Origin of the sequence: Maricaulis alexandrii, assembly GCF_005871165.1 — a bacterium.
In the GTDB taxonomy this organism is placed as follows: domain Bacteria; phylum Pseudomonadota; class Alphaproteobacteria; order Caulobacterales; family Maricaulaceae; genus Maricaulis; species Maricaulis alexandrii.
Window position 1 is genome coordinate 62,959 of the sequence record NZ_SWKP01000010.1, and the last position, 14,825, is coordinate 77,783.

At 65.5% G+C, this 14,825-nt stretch carries 16 protein-coding genes; 9 read left to right on the plus strand and 7 right to left on the minus strand.

The annotated features are described in order from the left end of the window. Window positions 1-124 precede the first annotated feature (124 nt). Together FCS99_RS14675 and FCS99_RS14680 are read left to right on the plus strand one after the other, a co-directional pair. Window positions 125-1,336: an RtcB family protein gene (locus FCS99_RS14675; protein WP_138513900.1), complete on the plus strand. Its 1,212-nt coding sequence runs from the start codon at window positions 125-127 to the stop codon at window positions 1,334-1,336. A gap of 39 nt (window positions 1,337-1,375) precedes the next feature. Further along, entirely contained in the window at window positions 1,376-1,861 is a 486-nt protein-coding gene (locus tag FCS99_RS14680; protein ID WP_138513903.1) for a hypothetical protein, read from the plus strand. Here FCS99_RS14680 and FCS99_RS14685 read toward each other — a convergent pair. Further along, complete coding sequence (locus FCS99_RS14685) at window positions 1,858-2,310, minus strand: ABA4-like family protein (RefSeq protein WP_138513905.1); 453 nt, start codon at window positions 2,308-2,310, stop codon at window positions 1,858-1,860. The two genes, FCS99_RS14680 and FCS99_RS14685, sit on opposite strands and share 4 nt — an antisense overlap. Window positions 2,311-2,418: 108 nt before the next feature. Here FCS99_RS14685 and FCS99_RS14690 point away from each other — a divergent pair, with 108 nt between their 5' ends. The 5 genes from FCS99_RS14690 to FCS99_RS14710 are packed head-to-tail and all read left to right on the plus strand — an operon-like array spanning window position 2,419 to window position 6,621. Continuing rightward, window positions 2,419-3,054 (plus strand): TetR/AcrR family transcriptional regulator, encoded by a 636-nt coding sequence (locus FCS99_RS14690; protein ID WP_138513906.1) that lies wholly within the window; start codon window positions 2,419-2,421, stop codon window positions 3,052-3,054. Then, window positions 3,054-4,004 carry an HlyD family secretion protein gene (locus FCS99_RS14695; protein ID WP_138513908.1) on the plus strand — a complete coding sequence of 317 codons (951 nt, stop codon included), beginning with the start codon at window positions 3,054-3,056 and terminating at the stop codon, window positions 4,002-4,004. The genes FCS99_RS14690 and FCS99_RS14695 overlap by 1 nt, the downstream gene beginning before the upstream one ends. Then, window positions 4,001-4,927: an ABC transporter ATP-binding protein gene (locus tag FCS99_RS14700; protein WP_138513910.1), complete on the plus strand. Its 927-nt coding sequence runs from the start codon at window positions 4,001-4,003 to the stop codon at window positions 4,925-4,927. Before FCS99_RS14695 ends, FCS99_RS14700 begins: the two co-directional genes overlap by 4 nt. Further along, window positions 4,924-6,030, plus strand: a complete 1,107-nt coding sequence (locus FCS99_RS14705) for an ABC transporter permease (protein WP_138513912.1) — start codon at window positions 4,924-4,926, stop codon at window positions 6,028-6,030. Before FCS99_RS14700 ends, FCS99_RS14705 begins: the two co-directional genes overlap by 4 nt. A 21-nt stretch (window positions 6,031-6,051) precedes the next feature. Further along, complete coding sequence (locus FCS99_RS14710; RefSeq protein ID WP_138513914.1) at window positions 6,052-6,621, plus strand: hypothetical protein; 570 nt, start codon at window positions 6,052-6,054, stop codon at window positions 6,619-6,621. Here the strand turns inward: FCS99_RS14710 and FCS99_RS14715 are convergent. The 4 genes from FCS99_RS14715 to FCS99_RS14730 all read right to left on the minus strand — a co-directional run bounded on the left by FCS99_RS14715 (window position 6,618) and on the right by FCS99_RS14730 (window position 8,262). Continuing rightward, window positions 6,618-6,815, minus strand: a complete 198-nt coding sequence (locus FCS99_RS14715) for a helix-turn-helix transcriptional regulator (RefSeq protein ID WP_138513916.1) — start codon at window positions 6,813-6,815, stop codon at window positions 6,618-6,620. The genes FCS99_RS14710 and FCS99_RS14715 overlap by 4 nt on opposite strands. Beyond that, window positions 6,812-7,222 (minus strand): hypothetical protein, encoded by a 411-nt coding sequence (locus tag FCS99_RS14720; RefSeq protein ID WP_138513918.1) that lies wholly within the window; start codon window positions 7,220-7,222, stop codon window positions 6,812-6,814. Before FCS99_RS14720 ends, FCS99_RS14715 begins: the two co-directional genes overlap by 4 nt. Further along, entirely contained in the window at window positions 7,219-7,485 is a 267-nt protein-coding gene (locus FCS99_RS14725) for a hypothetical protein (protein ID WP_138513920.1), read from the minus strand. The genes FCS99_RS14720 and FCS99_RS14725 overlap by 4 nt, the downstream gene beginning before the upstream one ends. 141 nt (window positions 7,486-7,626) lie before the next feature. After that, window positions 7,627-8,262, minus strand: a complete 636-nt coding sequence (locus FCS99_RS14730) for a peroxiredoxin (protein WP_138513922.1) — start codon at window positions 8,260-8,262, stop codon at window positions 7,627-7,629. Between the two features lie 134 nt (window positions 8,263-8,396). Here FCS99_RS14730 and FCS99_RS14735 point away from each other — a divergent pair, with 134 nt between their 5' ends. After that, entirely contained in the window at window positions 8,397-8,888 is a 492-nt protein-coding gene (locus FCS99_RS14735; RefSeq protein WP_138513924.1) for a SixA phosphatase family protein, read from the plus strand. 69 nt (window positions 8,889-8,957) lie between these two features. Then, complete coding sequence (locus FCS99_RS14740; protein ID WP_171036400.1) at window positions 8,958-10,514, plus strand: glycosyltransferase; 1,557 nt, start codon at window positions 8,958-8,960, stop codon at window positions 10,512-10,514. Between the two features lie 167 nt (window positions 10,515-10,681). Here FCS99_RS14740 and FCS99_RS14745 read toward each other — a convergent pair whose 3' ends face one another. Both FCS99_RS14745 and FCS99_RS14750 read right to left on the minus strand, forming a co-directional pair. After that, window positions 10,682-12,646: an alpha/beta fold hydrolase gene (locus FCS99_RS14745; RefSeq protein WP_138513928.1), complete on the minus strand. Its 1,965-nt coding sequence runs from the start codon at window positions 12,644-12,646 to the stop codon at window positions 10,682-10,684. A 108-nt stretch (window positions 12,647-12,754) separates the two neighbouring features. Next, window positions 12,755-14,791, minus strand: coding sequence for a hypothetical protein (locus FCS99_RS14750; protein WP_138513930.1), 2,037 nt, complete (start codon window positions 14,789-14,791; stop codon window positions 12,755-12,757). Window positions 14,792-14,825 lie beyond the last annotated feature (34 nt).

Here is a 14,825-nt window from a genome sequence, read left to right on the forward strand (position 1 = left end):
AAATGGCCGCCTGGAACAGCCCCGGGAGGATGCGCGCCCCCAACGCGCATCCTCCCCATGGGGCATCGCCCAATCAGAACAGACACGAAAGAGAAAGGTCCCGCCGGCAAGCGGGGAGAGAGTCATGCGTACCGCATTTGAAGCCATCGAAACCGACACCGGCCTGATCAAGGCCTGGACCAAGGGCGTTCCCGTCGAGGACAGCGCCGTGGACCAGTTGCGCAATGTCGCCGGCCTGCCCTTCGTGCACAGCCATGTCGCGGCCATGCCCGACGTCCATTTCGGGCGGGGCGCGACCGTGGGTTCGGTGATCCCGACCAAGGGCGCGATCATTCCGGCGGCGGTCGGCGTGGATATCGGCTGCGGCATGATGGCGGTGCGGACGAGCCTGACGGCGCGGCACTTGCCGGACAGCCTGAAGGCCAGCCGTGATGCCATCGAGCGGACCATCCCGGTCGGCAATGGCAAGGGCGGGGATCACCGCACCAAGCCTTCGAGCGTGGACACGCATCTGGAGGCCTCCGGCCTGATGGAGCGGCTCGCCGTGATCAAGGCCAAGCACAAGAAGATCGGCACCCACAAGGTGGACGGCCAGCTCGGCACGCTGGGCGGCGGCAACCATTTCATCGAGCTCTGCCTCGACGAAGAGGATCGTGTCTGGGTGATGCTGCACTCCGGCTCCCGGGGCACCGGCAACATGATCGGCACCTATTTCATCGAGCGGGCCCGTGAAGAGCTCGCCCGCCGGGTGCTGGACTTCCATGTGCCGGACAAGGACCTCGCCTTCTTCATCGAGGGCGAGCCCCTGTTCGACGACTATGTCGAGGCCGTGGGCTGGGCCCAGGATTATGCCCGTGAGAACCGGGAAGTGATGATGGCGCGCGTCCTCGGCGCGCTCCGCACCACGCTGGGCCGGTTCAAGACCGACAAGGCCGCGGTGAACTGCCACCATAATTACGTGGCGCAGGAACACCATTTCGGGGCCAATGTCTGGCTCACCCGGAAGGGCGCCGTCTCGGCCCGCGAGGGCGAGCTGGGGATCATTCCCGGCTCCATGGGCGCGCGCTCCTTCATCGTGCGCGGCAAGGGCGTGGCCGACAGCTTCTGCTCCTGCTCGCACGGGGCGGGTCGGACCATGTCCCGGGCCAAGGCCAAGCAGAGCTTCACCCTCGCCGATCACCGCAAGGCGACACAGGGGGTGGAATGCCGGAAGGATGCCGGCGTCATCGATGAAACGCCGATGGCCTACAAGGACATCGACGCGGTGATGGCGGCGCAGAGTGACCTGGTGGACGTGGTCCACACGCTCAAACAGGTCGTGTGTGTGAAAGGGTAGGGCCGCAAGGCCCTGCCCGCTTTCCCGCGGGAGGATGTGATGCGCGAAGACATGTTCAAGGTGATCGTCGAACGCCCCCGCCGGGGCTGGCGCACCCGCAAACTCTCCCGCGGCAAGCTCAACCGCGCCGGCGACAATCTGGCCAAGAAGCAGGGCCTGAAACGCCAGCGCATGGAAAATGGCACCAGCACCAAACATCTCAACGAGAATCTCGCCCCGCTGAAACGCTATCTCGGCCAGCAGGTCGGACGGCCCTGGAACAAGGTCCGGGCCGAAATCGGGGCGCATCTGGACCCGGGTCACACGGTGAAGCAGCACGTGCTGGAGCACCTGGACGATTTCGTCCTGCGCCCGTCGATTGGCCGCGACGGCGAATGGGTCTGGCCCTATCTCTGGACCTGGGGCGATGGCCAACCCGCACCCGGCAAGCTCTATGTCCACCCGGTCGACGGATTGCTGAAACGCTGGAAACTCAAAAAAGGTGAAAGCCCGCGCCGCGACGGCAAGCTGCCCAAGCGGCGTTAGACCGGCTGCTCGTCCAGCGACCAGCCGCCCTTGCCACTGAGCTTGCGCGTGAGGAGATAGATCGCCAGCCCCAGCGGCCCGAACATGAGAGTGAAGACCAGGGCGGGCAGGACAATCCATTTCGACAATCCGGCCCGCAGCGCATCCCGGGCAATCCAGGCGCCGACAAACAGGTCGAAGACGAGGAAGTGCGTCCAGCCCGTCAGCACGCCGACCGGATGGGAAAACAGCGCCATCACGGCCGCCAGCGAGGCCATGCCCGCCTCGTCATGCGCCTGCCCGAACAGCACGCCCGCGCTGAGAAAACTCAGATAGATCGCCGCCAGGATGAGCGGAAAGAGCGCCGTGTGCACCACGCGTCGGGTCCACACCCAGCCCGGCGCAAAGGCCAGCAACAGCCAGGCCGGCGCGATCAGGATGTGAAGGGCAGTGTAATAGGTCTCGAACATGGTCATCTCCCTGCACCCTGACTACGCCGTTTCGGCGGCCACCTCCCAGAAGTTTATGGATCCGGATTCCGCCTTGTTACTGACTGACCGGTCAGTTATAACGCGCTCATGCCCCAGACCGCTCGCAAACGCCGCCCCGAAGCCCGACCCGACGAAATCCTGGATGCCGCCCTCGCCGTGTTCGGTGAACAGGGCTTTGCCCAGGCCCGCGTCGAAGACATCGCGAAGCGCGCCGGCCTCTCCAAGGGCGCGGTCTATCTCTACTTCCCGTCCAAGGATGCCATGCTGAATGCGCTGGTCGAGCAATCGGCCGGAAAGCTGGCCCGGGCGGCCGAACAACTCGTCGCCATCGGCGCGCCCGGCGATCCGGAAACGGCCCTGCGCAGCCTGATCCGCATGCTGCTGACCGCCATGTCCGATCCGGACATTTCCGCGGCGCCGCGCCTGGTCCTGACTGAGGCCGGCCGCTCGCCGGAGATTGCCGCCCACTACCGCAGCCAGGTGCTGGACATTGCCCGGCGCGCCATGGGGCGCCTGCTGGAGGCCGGGGTCGCGTCCGGTCATTTCCGGCCGGTCGACCGGGATGCCCTGATGCGCGTCATGGGCGGTCCCTGCATCGCGCACATGGTGCTGACGACGATCTTCGACCTGCCGCCCAAGGACATCACCGACCCGGCCGAGATGGCCGATGCCCTGTGCGACCTGATCCTGTTCGGCCTGGTCCCGCGTGAGGAGGCCGCTTGATGCGCCATCCCATCCTGATCCCGCTCATCTTGGGGACCGCATTGGCCCTGTCATCCTGCAATGGGGAAGCGGACCAAAGCCTGCACGGCTATGCCGAGGGCGACTTCATCGCCCTCGCTCCGGACACAGCCGGACGCATCACTCAAACGCATGCCGCCGAGGGTGCGCCTGTCCAGCAGGGGGATTTGCTCTTCCGCCTGGATGACCGCCAGGAAACCGCTGCCGTGCAAGCCGCCCAAGCGCGTTTGGAAGCGGCCACGGCCCGCTTCGACGATGCGGCTGCCGGCGCCCGGGCCCCGGAGATTGCCGCCGCGCACGATCAGCTGATCCAGGCCCAGGCCGCCGCCCGCGATACCGGCGAAGCCCTGGAGCGCACGCAGGACCTCTTCACCCAGGGCCATGTCAGCCAGGCCCGTCTCGACCAGGCGGAAACCGCCGACCAGGCTGCCCGGGCCCGCGTGGCGGAAATGCGCCAGCGCCTTAGCCTGGTCCAATTGCCCGCGCGCGAGAATGCGCTGCGCGCACTGCAGGCCGACATCCAGGCGGCCCAGGCTGAACGGGACCGACTGGCGGACCTGCAGGCCCGGCGCGCCGTCCATGCGCCCGCCAATGGGCACATCCATCGGCAGATCCGCTTCACCGGTGAAATGGCGGGACCGGCACAACCGGTCTATGAGCTTTTGCCGGACGGGGCGGTTCATGCCCTGCTCTTCATCCCGGAACCCCGCCTGGCCGCCCTGCCTGTGGGCACCCGGCTGAGCGTGACCTGCGATTCCTGCGAGCCCGGCCTTACCGCCCGGATTTCCACCCTCGCCGACGCGGCCGAATTCACCCCGCCGGTGATCTATTCGGACAATGAACGCTCACGCCTGGTCTGGCGCGCCGAGGCCCTGTTCGACGGCACGCCGCCGCCACCGGGCACCCCGCTCCGCTTCGAGCCGCAACCATGAGCGAAGCGCTCGCCATTGATGTGCAGGGCCTGACCAAACGCTTTGGCGACAAGACCGTCGTTGACGACTTCTCCATGCAGGTGCCGCGCGGCAAGATTTACGGCTTCCTGGGTCCGAACGGATCGGGCAAGACGACCACGATCCGGATGATGTGCGGCCTTTTGAAACCCGATGCCGGTGGCGGCACGGCGCTGGGCCATGACATCATCCGCGAGAGCCGCGAGATCAAATCGCGCGTCGGCTACATGACGCAGAAATTCTCGCTCTACGGCGATCTGACCGTCCGCGAAAACCTGACTTTCATGGCGCGCCTGCATGCGCTGAAAAACACGACATCCGTGGTCGAGGCCGCGCTGGAGGAATACGCCCTCGCCCCGCGTGCCAACCAGCTGGCGGACACGCTGTCGGGCGGTTGGAAACAGCGCCTCGCCCTCGCCGCCGCGTCGATGCACGATCCCGGCCTACTCCTGCTGGACGAACCGACGGCCGGGGTCGACCCCAAGGCGCGCCGGGACTTCTGGGACCGGATCCGGGTGCTGGCGCGCAAAGGCGTCACCGTGCTGGTCTCCACCCACTACATGGATGAGGCGGTCCAGTGCGACAACATTGCCTTCATCGCCTATGGGCGGAAGCTGATCGACGCGCCCTCCGCCGACATTCCCGAACGGGTCGGCCTCATCACCTGGCGCATCGAAGGCAAGGGCCTGCAGCCCATCTATGATGCCCTGCACGGCGCGGATGGTGTCGACCAGATCGCCCGTTTCGGCTCCGCCCTGCATGTCTCCGGACGCGATGCCGAGCGGCTGGAGCGCGCCATTGCACCGTATCGCGGACAGGACGGCCTGATCGTGGAGAAGGCCAAGACCGGGCTGGAAGAAGCCTTCATCTGGCTGATGACCGGGTCGGAGGACAATTTCCAGTGACCAGCCTGTCCCGGATTCTCGCCATCATGGGCAAGGAGTTCATCCAGATGCTCCGCGACCGGCTGACCTTCGGCATGATGGTCGGCATTCCGGTCATGCAGCTCCTTCTGTTCGGCTATGCGATCAATACAGACCCTCGGAATCTGCCAACCCTGGTTGAGATGGGCGATAACGGCCCGGCCAGCCGCGCCATCACCCAGGCGATGGAGACCTCAGAGTATTTCGACCTGATCGGCCTCACCACCTCCGCCGAAGAGACCGAGAGCGCGCTGCAGAGCGGGGACGTCCTCTTCGTGGTGACCATTCCCCCCAATTTCGAACGTGATCTTCTGCGCGGGGACCGGCCGCAAATCCTGCTGGACGCGGACGCCTCCGACCCGGTCGCGGCCGGGACCGGAGCCGGCGCCTTCCCGACCCTGGTTCAGGAGGCGCTTGCCCCCTTGCTGGGCGAGATGAGTCCGCCGGTGCAGACCGTCATCCACCGCCGTTACAATCCGGCGGGACGTACCGCGCTCAATATCGTGCCGGGCCTGCTGGGTGTCATCCTGACCATGACGATGGCGATGATGACCTCCATGGCGCTCACCCGGGAAGCCGAGCGCGGCACTCTGGAGACGCTGTTGGCCACCCCGACGAGACCGCATGAGGTGATGATCGGCAAGATCACGCCCTATGTCTTTGTCGGCTCGATCCAGGTGGCGATCCTGCTGGCCGGCGCGCGCCTCCTGTTCGGTGTGCCCTTCCTGGGCTCCCCGTTCGCCTTCCTGGCAGCGGTCTCGCTCTTCATCCTGGTCAATCTCTCGTTGGGCTTTTTGTTTTCGACCGTGGCGCGCAGCCAGATGCAAGCCATGCAGATGACCTTCTTCATCTTCCTGCCCTCCATCCTCCTGTCCGGCTTCATGTTCCCCTTTGCCGGCATGCCCGCCTGGGCCCAGACACTGGGCCAGGCCCTGCCCACCACGCATTTCATCCACGCCGTGCGCTCGATCATGCTCAAGGGGGCGGGTTTCCGGGACGTGATCCACGACATCTGGCCGCTGGCCGTCATCTTCGCCGTGATCGCGACGCTGGCCATGCTGAGATACCGACGGACGCTGGACTAATGCCGGGTTGACGGATGATCCATGGCATCCGAGCTTCACGGTCTGATTGTTGTCCGGATTTCCATGCGTCGATCCATCGCCTTAGCTCTGACCGTCCTGATGGACACCCTGCTCGGGGTCATCTTCGTCGCAGCCTATTTTCTTTGTGCCTTCGCTTTGATCCACCGGGGCGTCGACATCCTGATGTCGCTCGTCATCATGCTGGTGGTGATCAGCCTGGTGGGCTGGGCGCTGGACCATTTCCTGAAACTTCGCAGGCGGACGCGCTGGCTGGCACGTGCCATGTTGGGCCTGCCTGAATTCGACGACGTCCGACCAAAGGGCTTGCAGGACCTGCCAACGGATGACGGCATTCGCCGAAAGGCCGCTCTGACCGCCTGGGCTGTTGCCATCATCCTGTTTGCGGGCCTGTTCTGGTCGCTGGCATCATTTGGCAGCGTCCTGCTCGGACTGGGCGTCTTTGGCCTTTTCGTCGCAGGGGCCGTCTGGTTGTTGATCCATGGCGGGTTCAACCTGATCTTTGATGCGGTCGAGGATCGTGTGGCCGAGGACGAGACCCTGCGCCGGGACGGCCCCGACCGGAACGCCTAACCCTCCCCGTCATCAAAGATCGTCTCGATCGGCTGGCCGAACAGGCGGGCAATCTTGAAGGCGAGCGGCAGGGAGGGGTCATACTTGCCCGTTTCCAGCGCATTGATGGTCTGGCGCGACACGTCGAGATGATCGGCCAGCGCCTGCTGGCTCCAACCGTGCTCGCCGCGCAACTCCTTCAGCCGGTTCTTCATCGCATCTGCACCTGCTGGACCATGGATGCGATGCTGTGCACCACGGCGGCGATGGGCAGGAGCATGGTCATGTTGAGCGGCTCCATCACGCCATAGATCTCGGCGACCCCGAAAATGGCACTGGCCAGCAACATGCCGAGCGTGGCGATCGCGGCAGCCCGGATCTGCAGGCGTGCCAGCATCTCGTCGATCGAGCGCACATAGCGCACGACTTCATAGCCATAGACCAGGAGCGGCAGACAGGTCAGACCGACCAGAGGCCAGGCCGAGAGCGCGTCCCAGCCATTGCGCGAGGGATCCAGCGTCTTGTCGATCGCCACGAGGATCGCCGTGAAAGCGATCATCGAGACGAAGGTCCGCCAGGCGTAACGCCGGCTGACCGAAGCCCGTTTTTCGGTCGCACTCATGCCGGGTCATCTCCCTTGCCACCGAACAGAAGCGTGGCAATGCGGGCCAGCGCCATCAGCCCCAGAATGAAGACGGTCAGACCGGCCATCTTCATCTGCGGTGACAGGACCGCGACAGCGTCGCGGATCACGTCGAGCCAGGGGCCGACCATGCCAACCAGGAAGATTGACGGCAGAAAGACCGCGGCGAACAGGGCCAGGGAGACCAGGCTCGGCGCCTCTCCGGCACCGCCCATTTCATTGTACCAATCCCGAAACGTCATCGGACACTCCTTTTGTAAAGCGTCCTTGTCATATGAAGTAAAGGGCGCTTGTCGTCAAGGGTGCTTTACAAACACGGGCCGGGAAAAGGCGCCCGAGAATCCCGCGGGCGCCTTCAAACCGTGCCGGATCTGACGATCCGCCTATTTGTTCGGCTGTTTCGTCACCCGCAGATAGGGTTTGATCTTGTTGTAGCCGGCCGGGAAGAGCTTGTCGGCTTCCTCGTCGGAGATGGACGGCACGACGATCACGTCCTGGCCGTCTTCCCAGTTCACCGGCGTGGCGACCTTGTAGCCATCGGTCAGCTGCAGACTGTCCAGCAGGCGCAGGACTTCATTGAAGTTCCGGCCGGCGCTGGGCGGATAGGTGAAGGTGGCGCGGATCTTCTTGTTCGGGTCGATCACATAGACCGAACGCACGGTCAGCTTGGGGTCCGCGTTCGGGTGGATCATCGAGTAGAGTTCGGAGACCTTGCGCTCCGTGTCGGCGATGATGGGGAAGTTCATCGCGACATTCTGGGTTTCCTCGATGTCCTTGATCCAGCCCTTGTGATCCTCGACGCTGTCCACGGACAGGGCGATCGCCTTGGCGTTGCGCTTGGCGAACTCGTCCTTGAGCTTGGCGGTAAAGCCCAGCTCGGTCGTGCAGACGGGGGTGTAGTCAGCCGGGTGGGAGAAGAAGATCACCCAGTTATCGCCGATCCATTCGTGAAAATTGATCGGTCCTTCACTGGTCTCGATGTCGAAATTCGGGGCTGTATCGCCCAGCAGAAGACCCATGCGTCTCTCCTCGGTTCAAATGGGGGCCAAAACATTCTACGAGTAGGTGAGCGTCGCGCCGGGGGATTGCAACCCTTTGCCTGTGCGGCACACCGTCCCGACTGTCCTGTCCACAGCAGTGAGCCCGTTTGCCCATGCCGACCACGCTGATCCTGATGCGCCATGCCAAGGCTGTTGACCGCCTGGAAGCCGAAGACGACTTCCAGCGGGGACTGACGGCGCGGGGACGCGAGGACAGTGCCGCCGCTGCGGATGCGCTGCAGGAGGAAGGCCTGAAAGTGGACCTGGCCCTGGTCTCTCCGTCCTGGCGGACGAAACAGACCTTCGACCAGCTCGTCCCGCTGATCGGCACGCCGGCCGTGGACGACCCGATGGCGCTCTATCACGCCTCCACGGACATGCTGGAACGCGCCGTGAAAGCGGTGCTGGGCCCGGACCAGACCCTGCTTCTGGTCGGTCACAATCCGGGCATTGGCGGCTTTGCGCACAAACTGGCCCAGCGCTGTGGCGCGAGCGACCATCTGCCCCTGGGCTATCCCACCGCGACGGCCTGTGTGTTCGAACTGGACGGCGCCGGTTTCGACCAGCCGCGCTTCCGTTTCATCTACAACCCCAAAGGCGCATAAGGCTCCGGACTCGCCTTTTGCGTGCATTCATGCTGTTCTTCGCCCTGCCGTGGAACAGGATGAATGCGGATGGACGGTTTCTCGCCCGCCACAACGCCCGAAGAGACCGCCGCTGCCGCCGGGGCGGCGCAGCGGCCCCGCCTGTCCCTTGTTCATCATCTATGGGCCGAGGACGCCGCCCGGGGGCTCGCCCGCCGGAGACCGGATTACAGCGCCCAGCTCAATCCGGTTCCCCTGACCGTCATCCTGTTTGCAGCACTTGTCCCTGTCGGCATTCTGGCGGCCGGTGTGGGCGGGCCGGTCAGCCTGGCGCTTCTGGGCCTGCTCGCCCTGCCCTGCCTGGCCGCCCAAACGCTCTTGCGACTGGCTGCGGCGGCCTGCCCGCTTCGATGGGCGCCGCGCCGCCCTCTGGGCGACAGCGCCCTGCCGCGGGCCAGCCTCGTCATCGCCCTCTACCGCGAGGCTGCAATCCTGCCCCGCCTGCTTCAGGCACTGGACCAGATCGACTACCCGCGCGACCGGCTGGAAATCCTGCTGGCGCTGGAATGCGATGATACCGAGACCCGCACCGCCCTCGCCCGCCAGGTCCTGCCACGCCACATCAGAACCGTACTGGTTCCACCCGGCGAACCGCGTACCAAACCGCGCGCGCTCAATCATGCCCTGCGCCATTGCACGGGCGAGATTCTGGCCATTTTCGATGCCGAGGACCGGCCGCATCCGGGCCAGTTGCGGGCCGCCGCGGAGAGCTTCGCCGCCGGCGCGCTCGGCCTGGCCTGCGTGCAGGCGCCGCTCAACTGGTTCAACGGGACGGAGACCTGGATCACGCGGCAATTCACGCTGGAATACGCCGCCCACTTCCATGCCCTCCTCCCCCTGTATCGCCGTCTGCGCTGGCCGATCCCGCTGGGAGGGACCAGCAATTACTTCCGGACCCGCCATTTGCGAACGGCCGGGGCCTGGGATGCCTGGAATGTCACCGAGGATGCGGATCTGGGCCTGCGCCTGCAGGCCTGCGGCTTTCATTGCGATGTGATCGAACCAATGACGCTGGAGGAAGCCCCGCTGCACCTGTCCGCCTGGATGCCCCAGCGCACACGTTGGCTGAAAGGCTATCTGCAGACACTGGCCGTGCACTGGAAACAGGTCCGCTGTCCGCGTGACCGGGTCGCCCTGGCCCTCACCCTGGGCGGAACCCTCCTCTCCGCGCTGAGCTGTGCACCGGGCCTGGTCGTCGGTCTTGTCGCCCTGGTCGGCCTGTCGCAGAGCGAGCCCGCCGCGGCGCTGCTGCTGGGCTGTCTGGGCCTGGGCTATACGGCCAGCGCCGTATGTGCCCTGGTCGCAACGCGTCGCGCGGGCCGGCCCTCCCACCCCTTCGCCCTCTTCACCCAGCCGCTCTATGACGCGCTGAAATTCTGGCCTGCAGTGCGGGCCCTGTATCAGCTCGTCCGCACCCCCTATCTTTGGGAGAAGACCGAACACGGTGTCTCGGCCCATTGTGGAGACGGACCATCTATCTCTCGCTCCCCGCCACCCTTGCCGGGCTTGGCGCCGTCATCGCCCTTTTCCTCTTCGCCCGCTGGCGAGCCGGACAGCCGGCCCGCCCGGAGCGCGGCCCCCGCCTGATCCCCTGGACGCTGATCGCCATCATCGCCGCCGGGCTCGGCCTCTTCCTGGTCGTGCATCTGGTGGAATTCACCGGTTATCAGCCGGGCAATGCCCGCCGCTTCTGACGCGCACGAAAAAGGGCGGCTGCCTGCGCAACCGCCCCTGTTTCGTTCGCTTGCCGCCGATTACTGGACCGGCAGGTGCTCCAGCAGGAAATTCCCGCTTTCCCGCAGCAGGGTCTCGCGATCGCTCTGCCGGTCGAGATAGTGATTGGCGCCGTCCATCAGCACGAAGCGGACATTGGGCTGGCCTTCCATCACCCGGCGCAGCCCCTCGAACTGGTCCAGCGGCACGGTGGTATCGGCATTCCCGTGCAGGACCAGGAGCGGCATGGTCAGGCTGGCCGTCTGCGCCGTCGGCGTGATGCTGGCCTGATAGGCATCATCGGAGAACCGGCTACCCATGTATTGCTCCCAATAGCGCACGCCGATCTCGTTATAGCCACTGGCCAGCATGCCGAAGGGATTGGTCACGCCCGCGAAGCTGATGACACAGGCGACATCCCCGGTATCACGGATCGCAGCCATCAGCGCGGCATAGCCGCCATAGCTGCCACCCATGACGCAATAGGGCTGCTGCCGGGCGATGCCGGCCTCGCGCAGATAATCGGCCCCGTCCGTGATGTCGTCGATCATACGGGTGCCGAACCCGCCATGGCCGGCTTCGATATAATCGCGGCCGCGGCCCGTGGAGCCCCGGAAGTTCGGCTGCAGGACGGCATAGCCCAGACTGGCGTAATAGCTCGTGCGCCAGTGGAAAGTCCCGACATCGCGCGCTTGCGGTCCGCCATGCGGCTGGATGATGAGCGGCAGCGGGTCATCGCCTTCGGCCCAGCCCGGCGGCGTGGTCAGCCAGGCGCCGATCTCCAGACCATCAGAGGCTTCATAGCGCAGATAGCGCCGGGACCCGACGATCTGGCCCTCGGCCAGCTGCATTTCCGTGTCCAGCAGACCCAAGCCGCCCGTGGTCAGGTCCAAGAGATAGAAATTCGCCGGCTGGCCCACATCCTGGGCCTCGATGACAATCTTGGAAAAGTTCTGGGCCCAGCTGACGAAGACAAAACTGTCTTCGGTCAGGATGTCCCGGAGCTGTCCCTGGAGCGCATTCAGATTGCGCTCGATGAACAATTGGCGCGGCAGGTCATCCACCCAGCCAAAGCCCACCACTTCCTGGGAGAAACGGTCGAAGATCGGTGCGGTCTCCGTCAGATCCTGACCGTCGACCTCGAACGGCGTGGCCTCGCCGGTTTCCACATCCACGCGGCGCAGCCCGGTCTCCGGGAAATCGATCACGAGGGCCGACTGGTCACCGGTCATGCCGTAGACATAGGGGCGCTCGGCCGGATAGTCGCCGGAGATGATGGCGTCGCGATCACGGCGGTCGGCGCTGACCACCTCCCAGTCTCCCGATCCACTGTCATAGCGCACTTCGAAGACTGGCTCGCCTTCCGCATCGAGCACATAATGGATGACGGAGGCCTGGGACGTCGCCAGCACGTCATCGACGCGACCATTGTCCAGGTCCACCGAATAGGCCACCGTCTCGAAGGAGCGGCGGTTGCGGCTGATCCGGGACGGAATGTCATTGCCGCCATCGGGCACGCGGGACAATTCCATCGCCACGCGATCCGGATCATTCGTCAGCGAGGAAATGATCCGGTCATTATTGACGATATTGCCATAACCACCGAGCAGGACGGCGGCCTCGCCACTCTCCAGATGGTAGGAAACAGCCCGGCTGACCGTGAACTCCTCAAGCCCATTGATCGTGCCGACCTCTTCGAACGTCTGGATCCAGAAGACCAGATAGGTGTTGGACGGGAAGTAGAGACCGGTGATCCGGGACTCGCCCTGTTGCGGGATCACGCTCTGCTCGCCGGTCTCCAGATTGTAGAGGCAGATCTCGCGCAGGCCGCGCGGGCTGCACCCGGTGGCCAGCATGGACCCGTCCGGCGACACGGCCGCATCCCAGATGCGCGGCAGCGCGGAATAGGTATCGATATCGCCCTGCGCGAACGCCGTCGCCGAAAGGCTCGCGGGCGCAAGAAGGGCCGCAGCTGCCATCGAAATGGCACCGAAAAATGAACGCATGAACTCCCCCAGAAGTCGCTAAACCAGTCTGTCGGCGAGCTTAGCCGCTACACCCGGCCCCGCAACCCGGCGATGCGGCGCCCGGTGTCAGCACGCGACCAGGTGGGTTCAGCCTGGCTCAGGATAGTCCGGCTCGATCACCACGGGCTGGGGCGGCGGCATCGGCGGGGCCGCCGGCAAGGGGTCCAAGGGAACGGGCTCGGGCACTGGAAATGGAACCGGGACTGGCATGGGGGCCGGGCCAGCGCTCAAAGGACCGGCACTGCCGCCAGGCAGTGGCCCCGACGGGGCCGGGCTGGCGAAACCGGTCTGCGCCTCGAAAGCTGCCCGCTGCGGATGCCCGGGCGGATAGAGCGCCTCCACAAGCCGGCCGATCCAGACCGGAGCCGGGTTCACACAAGAGGCCACCAGCGGGGCGTTGCCGCCACAGGCCGCCTGGCAGCGGGCCTGTCTTTGCGCGATCGCCGCCTCCGACCGGCACTGCATCATTTGCGGGGCCTCACCGGTGCGCCAGTAACTCGTCTGGAGCTGGGCCCAGACCGAGGGGTATTCCAGCGCCTCGCGCTGTTCGCGCAGCCCGGCCTGCTGCGTTTCCAATGCCGCCTCATCCGGCCAGCCGGCCCAACCCTGCGGGGCGGTGTCGACGCGGCGGGCCAGGCGCAGCTGGAGTGCCAGACTGCGCAATTCGGCATCTATCGCGGCCCGCCGGCGCGCCCGGTCCACCTCATCCAGCCGTGCCACATGATCGACCGCGACCGGCGACTGCGCCAGGATATAGCGACCATAATCCCCCAGCATCGCACACTCGGCCTGGCAGACCCGGATGGAATGGGCCGGATCGGCCGGTCTTTGCGGCAAGGTCTGCACCCATTCGTGCCAGGCCGTGCACGTCTCCATGAACCGCGTCATGGGCGGCGCCAGACGGGCCTGCAGGTCCGGATCGAAACTCTGGACGGCCCCGACCCGGCTCAGGCCGAAACAAACAGCACGCGCGGCATCGCTGTCCGGCCCTGGCGGGGCCATCACGGCCACCGCATCGGTGTCTGGGGCAGGTTCCGGTTCGGGCCCACAATCCGGCGCCCACCCTTCGCGCATTTGTCGGCCACTTCGCGCAATCAGGGTCCGCAGATCCTCGATCGCGGCATGATCCAGACGGTCAGGATTATTGCCCTGGGCAGGGTCCGCCAAAAACAGGTGCAGGACTTCGGCCGGTGGCGTGTCGGTTCCGCAGCTTGCGGCGCAGCCGGCCAGCCGGTCACCGGTCTCGCGCGCCTCGGCGGCAATCGTGCGCAGAAGGGCCGCCTCCACCGCCAGGGCATGGGTGCGGGTGAGGGCCTGGTCGACCTCCCGGCGTTCGCGATAGGCGTCCCGTTCCAGCGCATCCACTTCGGCCTGGCGCCGCTCCATCTCCGCCTGGCCCAGTGCCACCATGCGCCGGGCGATGATGGAGAGGGCATTGAGCCGGGCCCCGCTATCGCTTGCGATATTGTCGATATTGCCCAGCTCCGACTGCAGGATCGCCAATTGCTGGTCAAACGTGCTGGCCGACGCCCCGGTCTGACCGGTCAGTCCTTGGGACAGGCTGGCCATGTCGCCGGCCAGCTCATTGAGCGCATAGGCGAAGTTGAGCACCTCGCCGCCCTGACCGGACTCAATCAGCGCCCGGATATCCTCGTAGACAAAGACCGTGCTGGTGATATGGCCGGCCACATCGACCAGAAAGCGCTGGTAAAGCAGAAGTTCGGCCGATCCCCGGAACCGGTCCTCAGCCCGGACCGCCTCGCCCTGCAGGGAGGCCAGATGACGGACTTCCAGCTGATGCAGATGGTCCAGGACATCGGCCAACTGGCTGAGCGACATGTCCAGTTGGTCCGCAGCGGTGATGGCTGTCACCAGTCCGGCACAATCCGGCTCTGCACACTCCAGCGGACACTCGGCCGCCTGGCTGCGCAGCCGCGCCAGAGACGAGCGGTAGTCCCGCAAATCCCCCAGTGTGACATAGCGAAAGAAGCGCTCATGCGCCTCCGCTTCGGAGGCCAGCCGCGCCTGCTCGTCCGCGGATGGCTGTGCCCGGGCATCGCCGCCCGCCAAGCTTCCCAGCATCCACGCACACAGGATGATCCCGAGAGTTCGCAACCCGTCCATGCCTGTCCTCCCCCCAGCAGATTAGGCAGGGCGG

Excerpts from the sequence above, each read along its gene's own strand:
- FCS99_RS14675 (WP_138513900.1), top strand. The coding sequence starts at position 125 with ATGCGTACCGCATTTGAAGCCATCGAAACCGACACCGGCCTGATCAAG.
- FCS99_RS14680 (WP_138513903.1), top strand. The coding sequence starts at position 1,376 with ATGCGCGAAGACATGTTCAAGGTGATCGTCGAACGCCCCCGCCGGGGC.
- FCS99_RS14685 (WP_138513905.1), bottom strand. The coding sequence starts at position 2,310 with ATGTTCGAGACCTATTACACTGCCCTTCACATCCTGATCGCGCCGGCC.
- FCS99_RS14690 (WP_138513906.1), top strand. The coding sequence starts at position 2,419 with ATGCCCCAGACCGCTCGCAAACGCCGCCCCGAAGCCCGACCCGACGAA.
- FCS99_RS14695 (WP_138513908.1), top strand. The coding sequence starts at position 3,054 with ATGCGCCATCCCATCCTGATCCCGCTCATCTTGGGGACCGCATTGGCC.
- FCS99_RS14700 (WP_138513910.1), top strand. The coding sequence starts at position 4,001 with ATGAGCGAAGCGCTCGCCATTGATGTGCAGGGCCTGACCAAACGCTTT.
- FCS99_RS14710 (WP_138513914.1), top strand. The coding sequence starts at position 6,052 with ATGGCATCCGAGCTTCACGGTCTGATTGTTGTCCGGATTTCCATGCGT.
- FCS99_RS14715 (WP_138513916.1), bottom strand. The coding sequence starts at position 6,815 with ATGAAGAACCGGCTGAAGGAGTTGCGCGGCGAGCACGGTTGGAGCCAG.
- FCS99_RS14720 (WP_138513918.1), bottom strand. The coding sequence starts at position 7,222 with ATGAGTGCGACCGAAAAACGGGCTTCGGTCAGCCGGCGTTACGCCTGG.
- FCS99_RS14725 (WP_138513920.1), bottom strand. The coding sequence starts at position 7,485 with ATGACGTTTCGGGATTGGTACAATGAAATGGGCGGTGCCGGAGAGGCG.
- FCS99_RS14730 (WP_138513922.1), bottom strand. The coding sequence starts at position 8,262 with ATGGGTCTTCTGCTGGGCGATACAGCCCCGAATTTCGACATCGAGACC.
- FCS99_RS14735 (WP_138513924.1), top strand. The coding sequence starts at position 8,397 with ATGCCGACCACGCTGATCCTGATGCGCCATGCCAAGGCTGTTGACCGC.
- FCS99_RS14740 (WP_171036400.1), top strand. The coding sequence starts at position 8,958 with ATGGACGGTTTCTCGCCCGCCACAACGCCCGAAGAGACCGCCGCTGCC.
- FCS99_RS14745 (WP_138513928.1), bottom strand. The coding sequence starts at position 12,646 with ATGCGTTCATTTTTCGGTGCCATTTCGATGGCAGCTGCGGCCCTTCTT.
- FCS99_RS14750 (WP_138513930.1), bottom strand. The coding sequence starts at position 14,791 with ATGGACGGGTTGCGAACTCTCGGGATCATCCTGTGTGCGTGGATGCTG.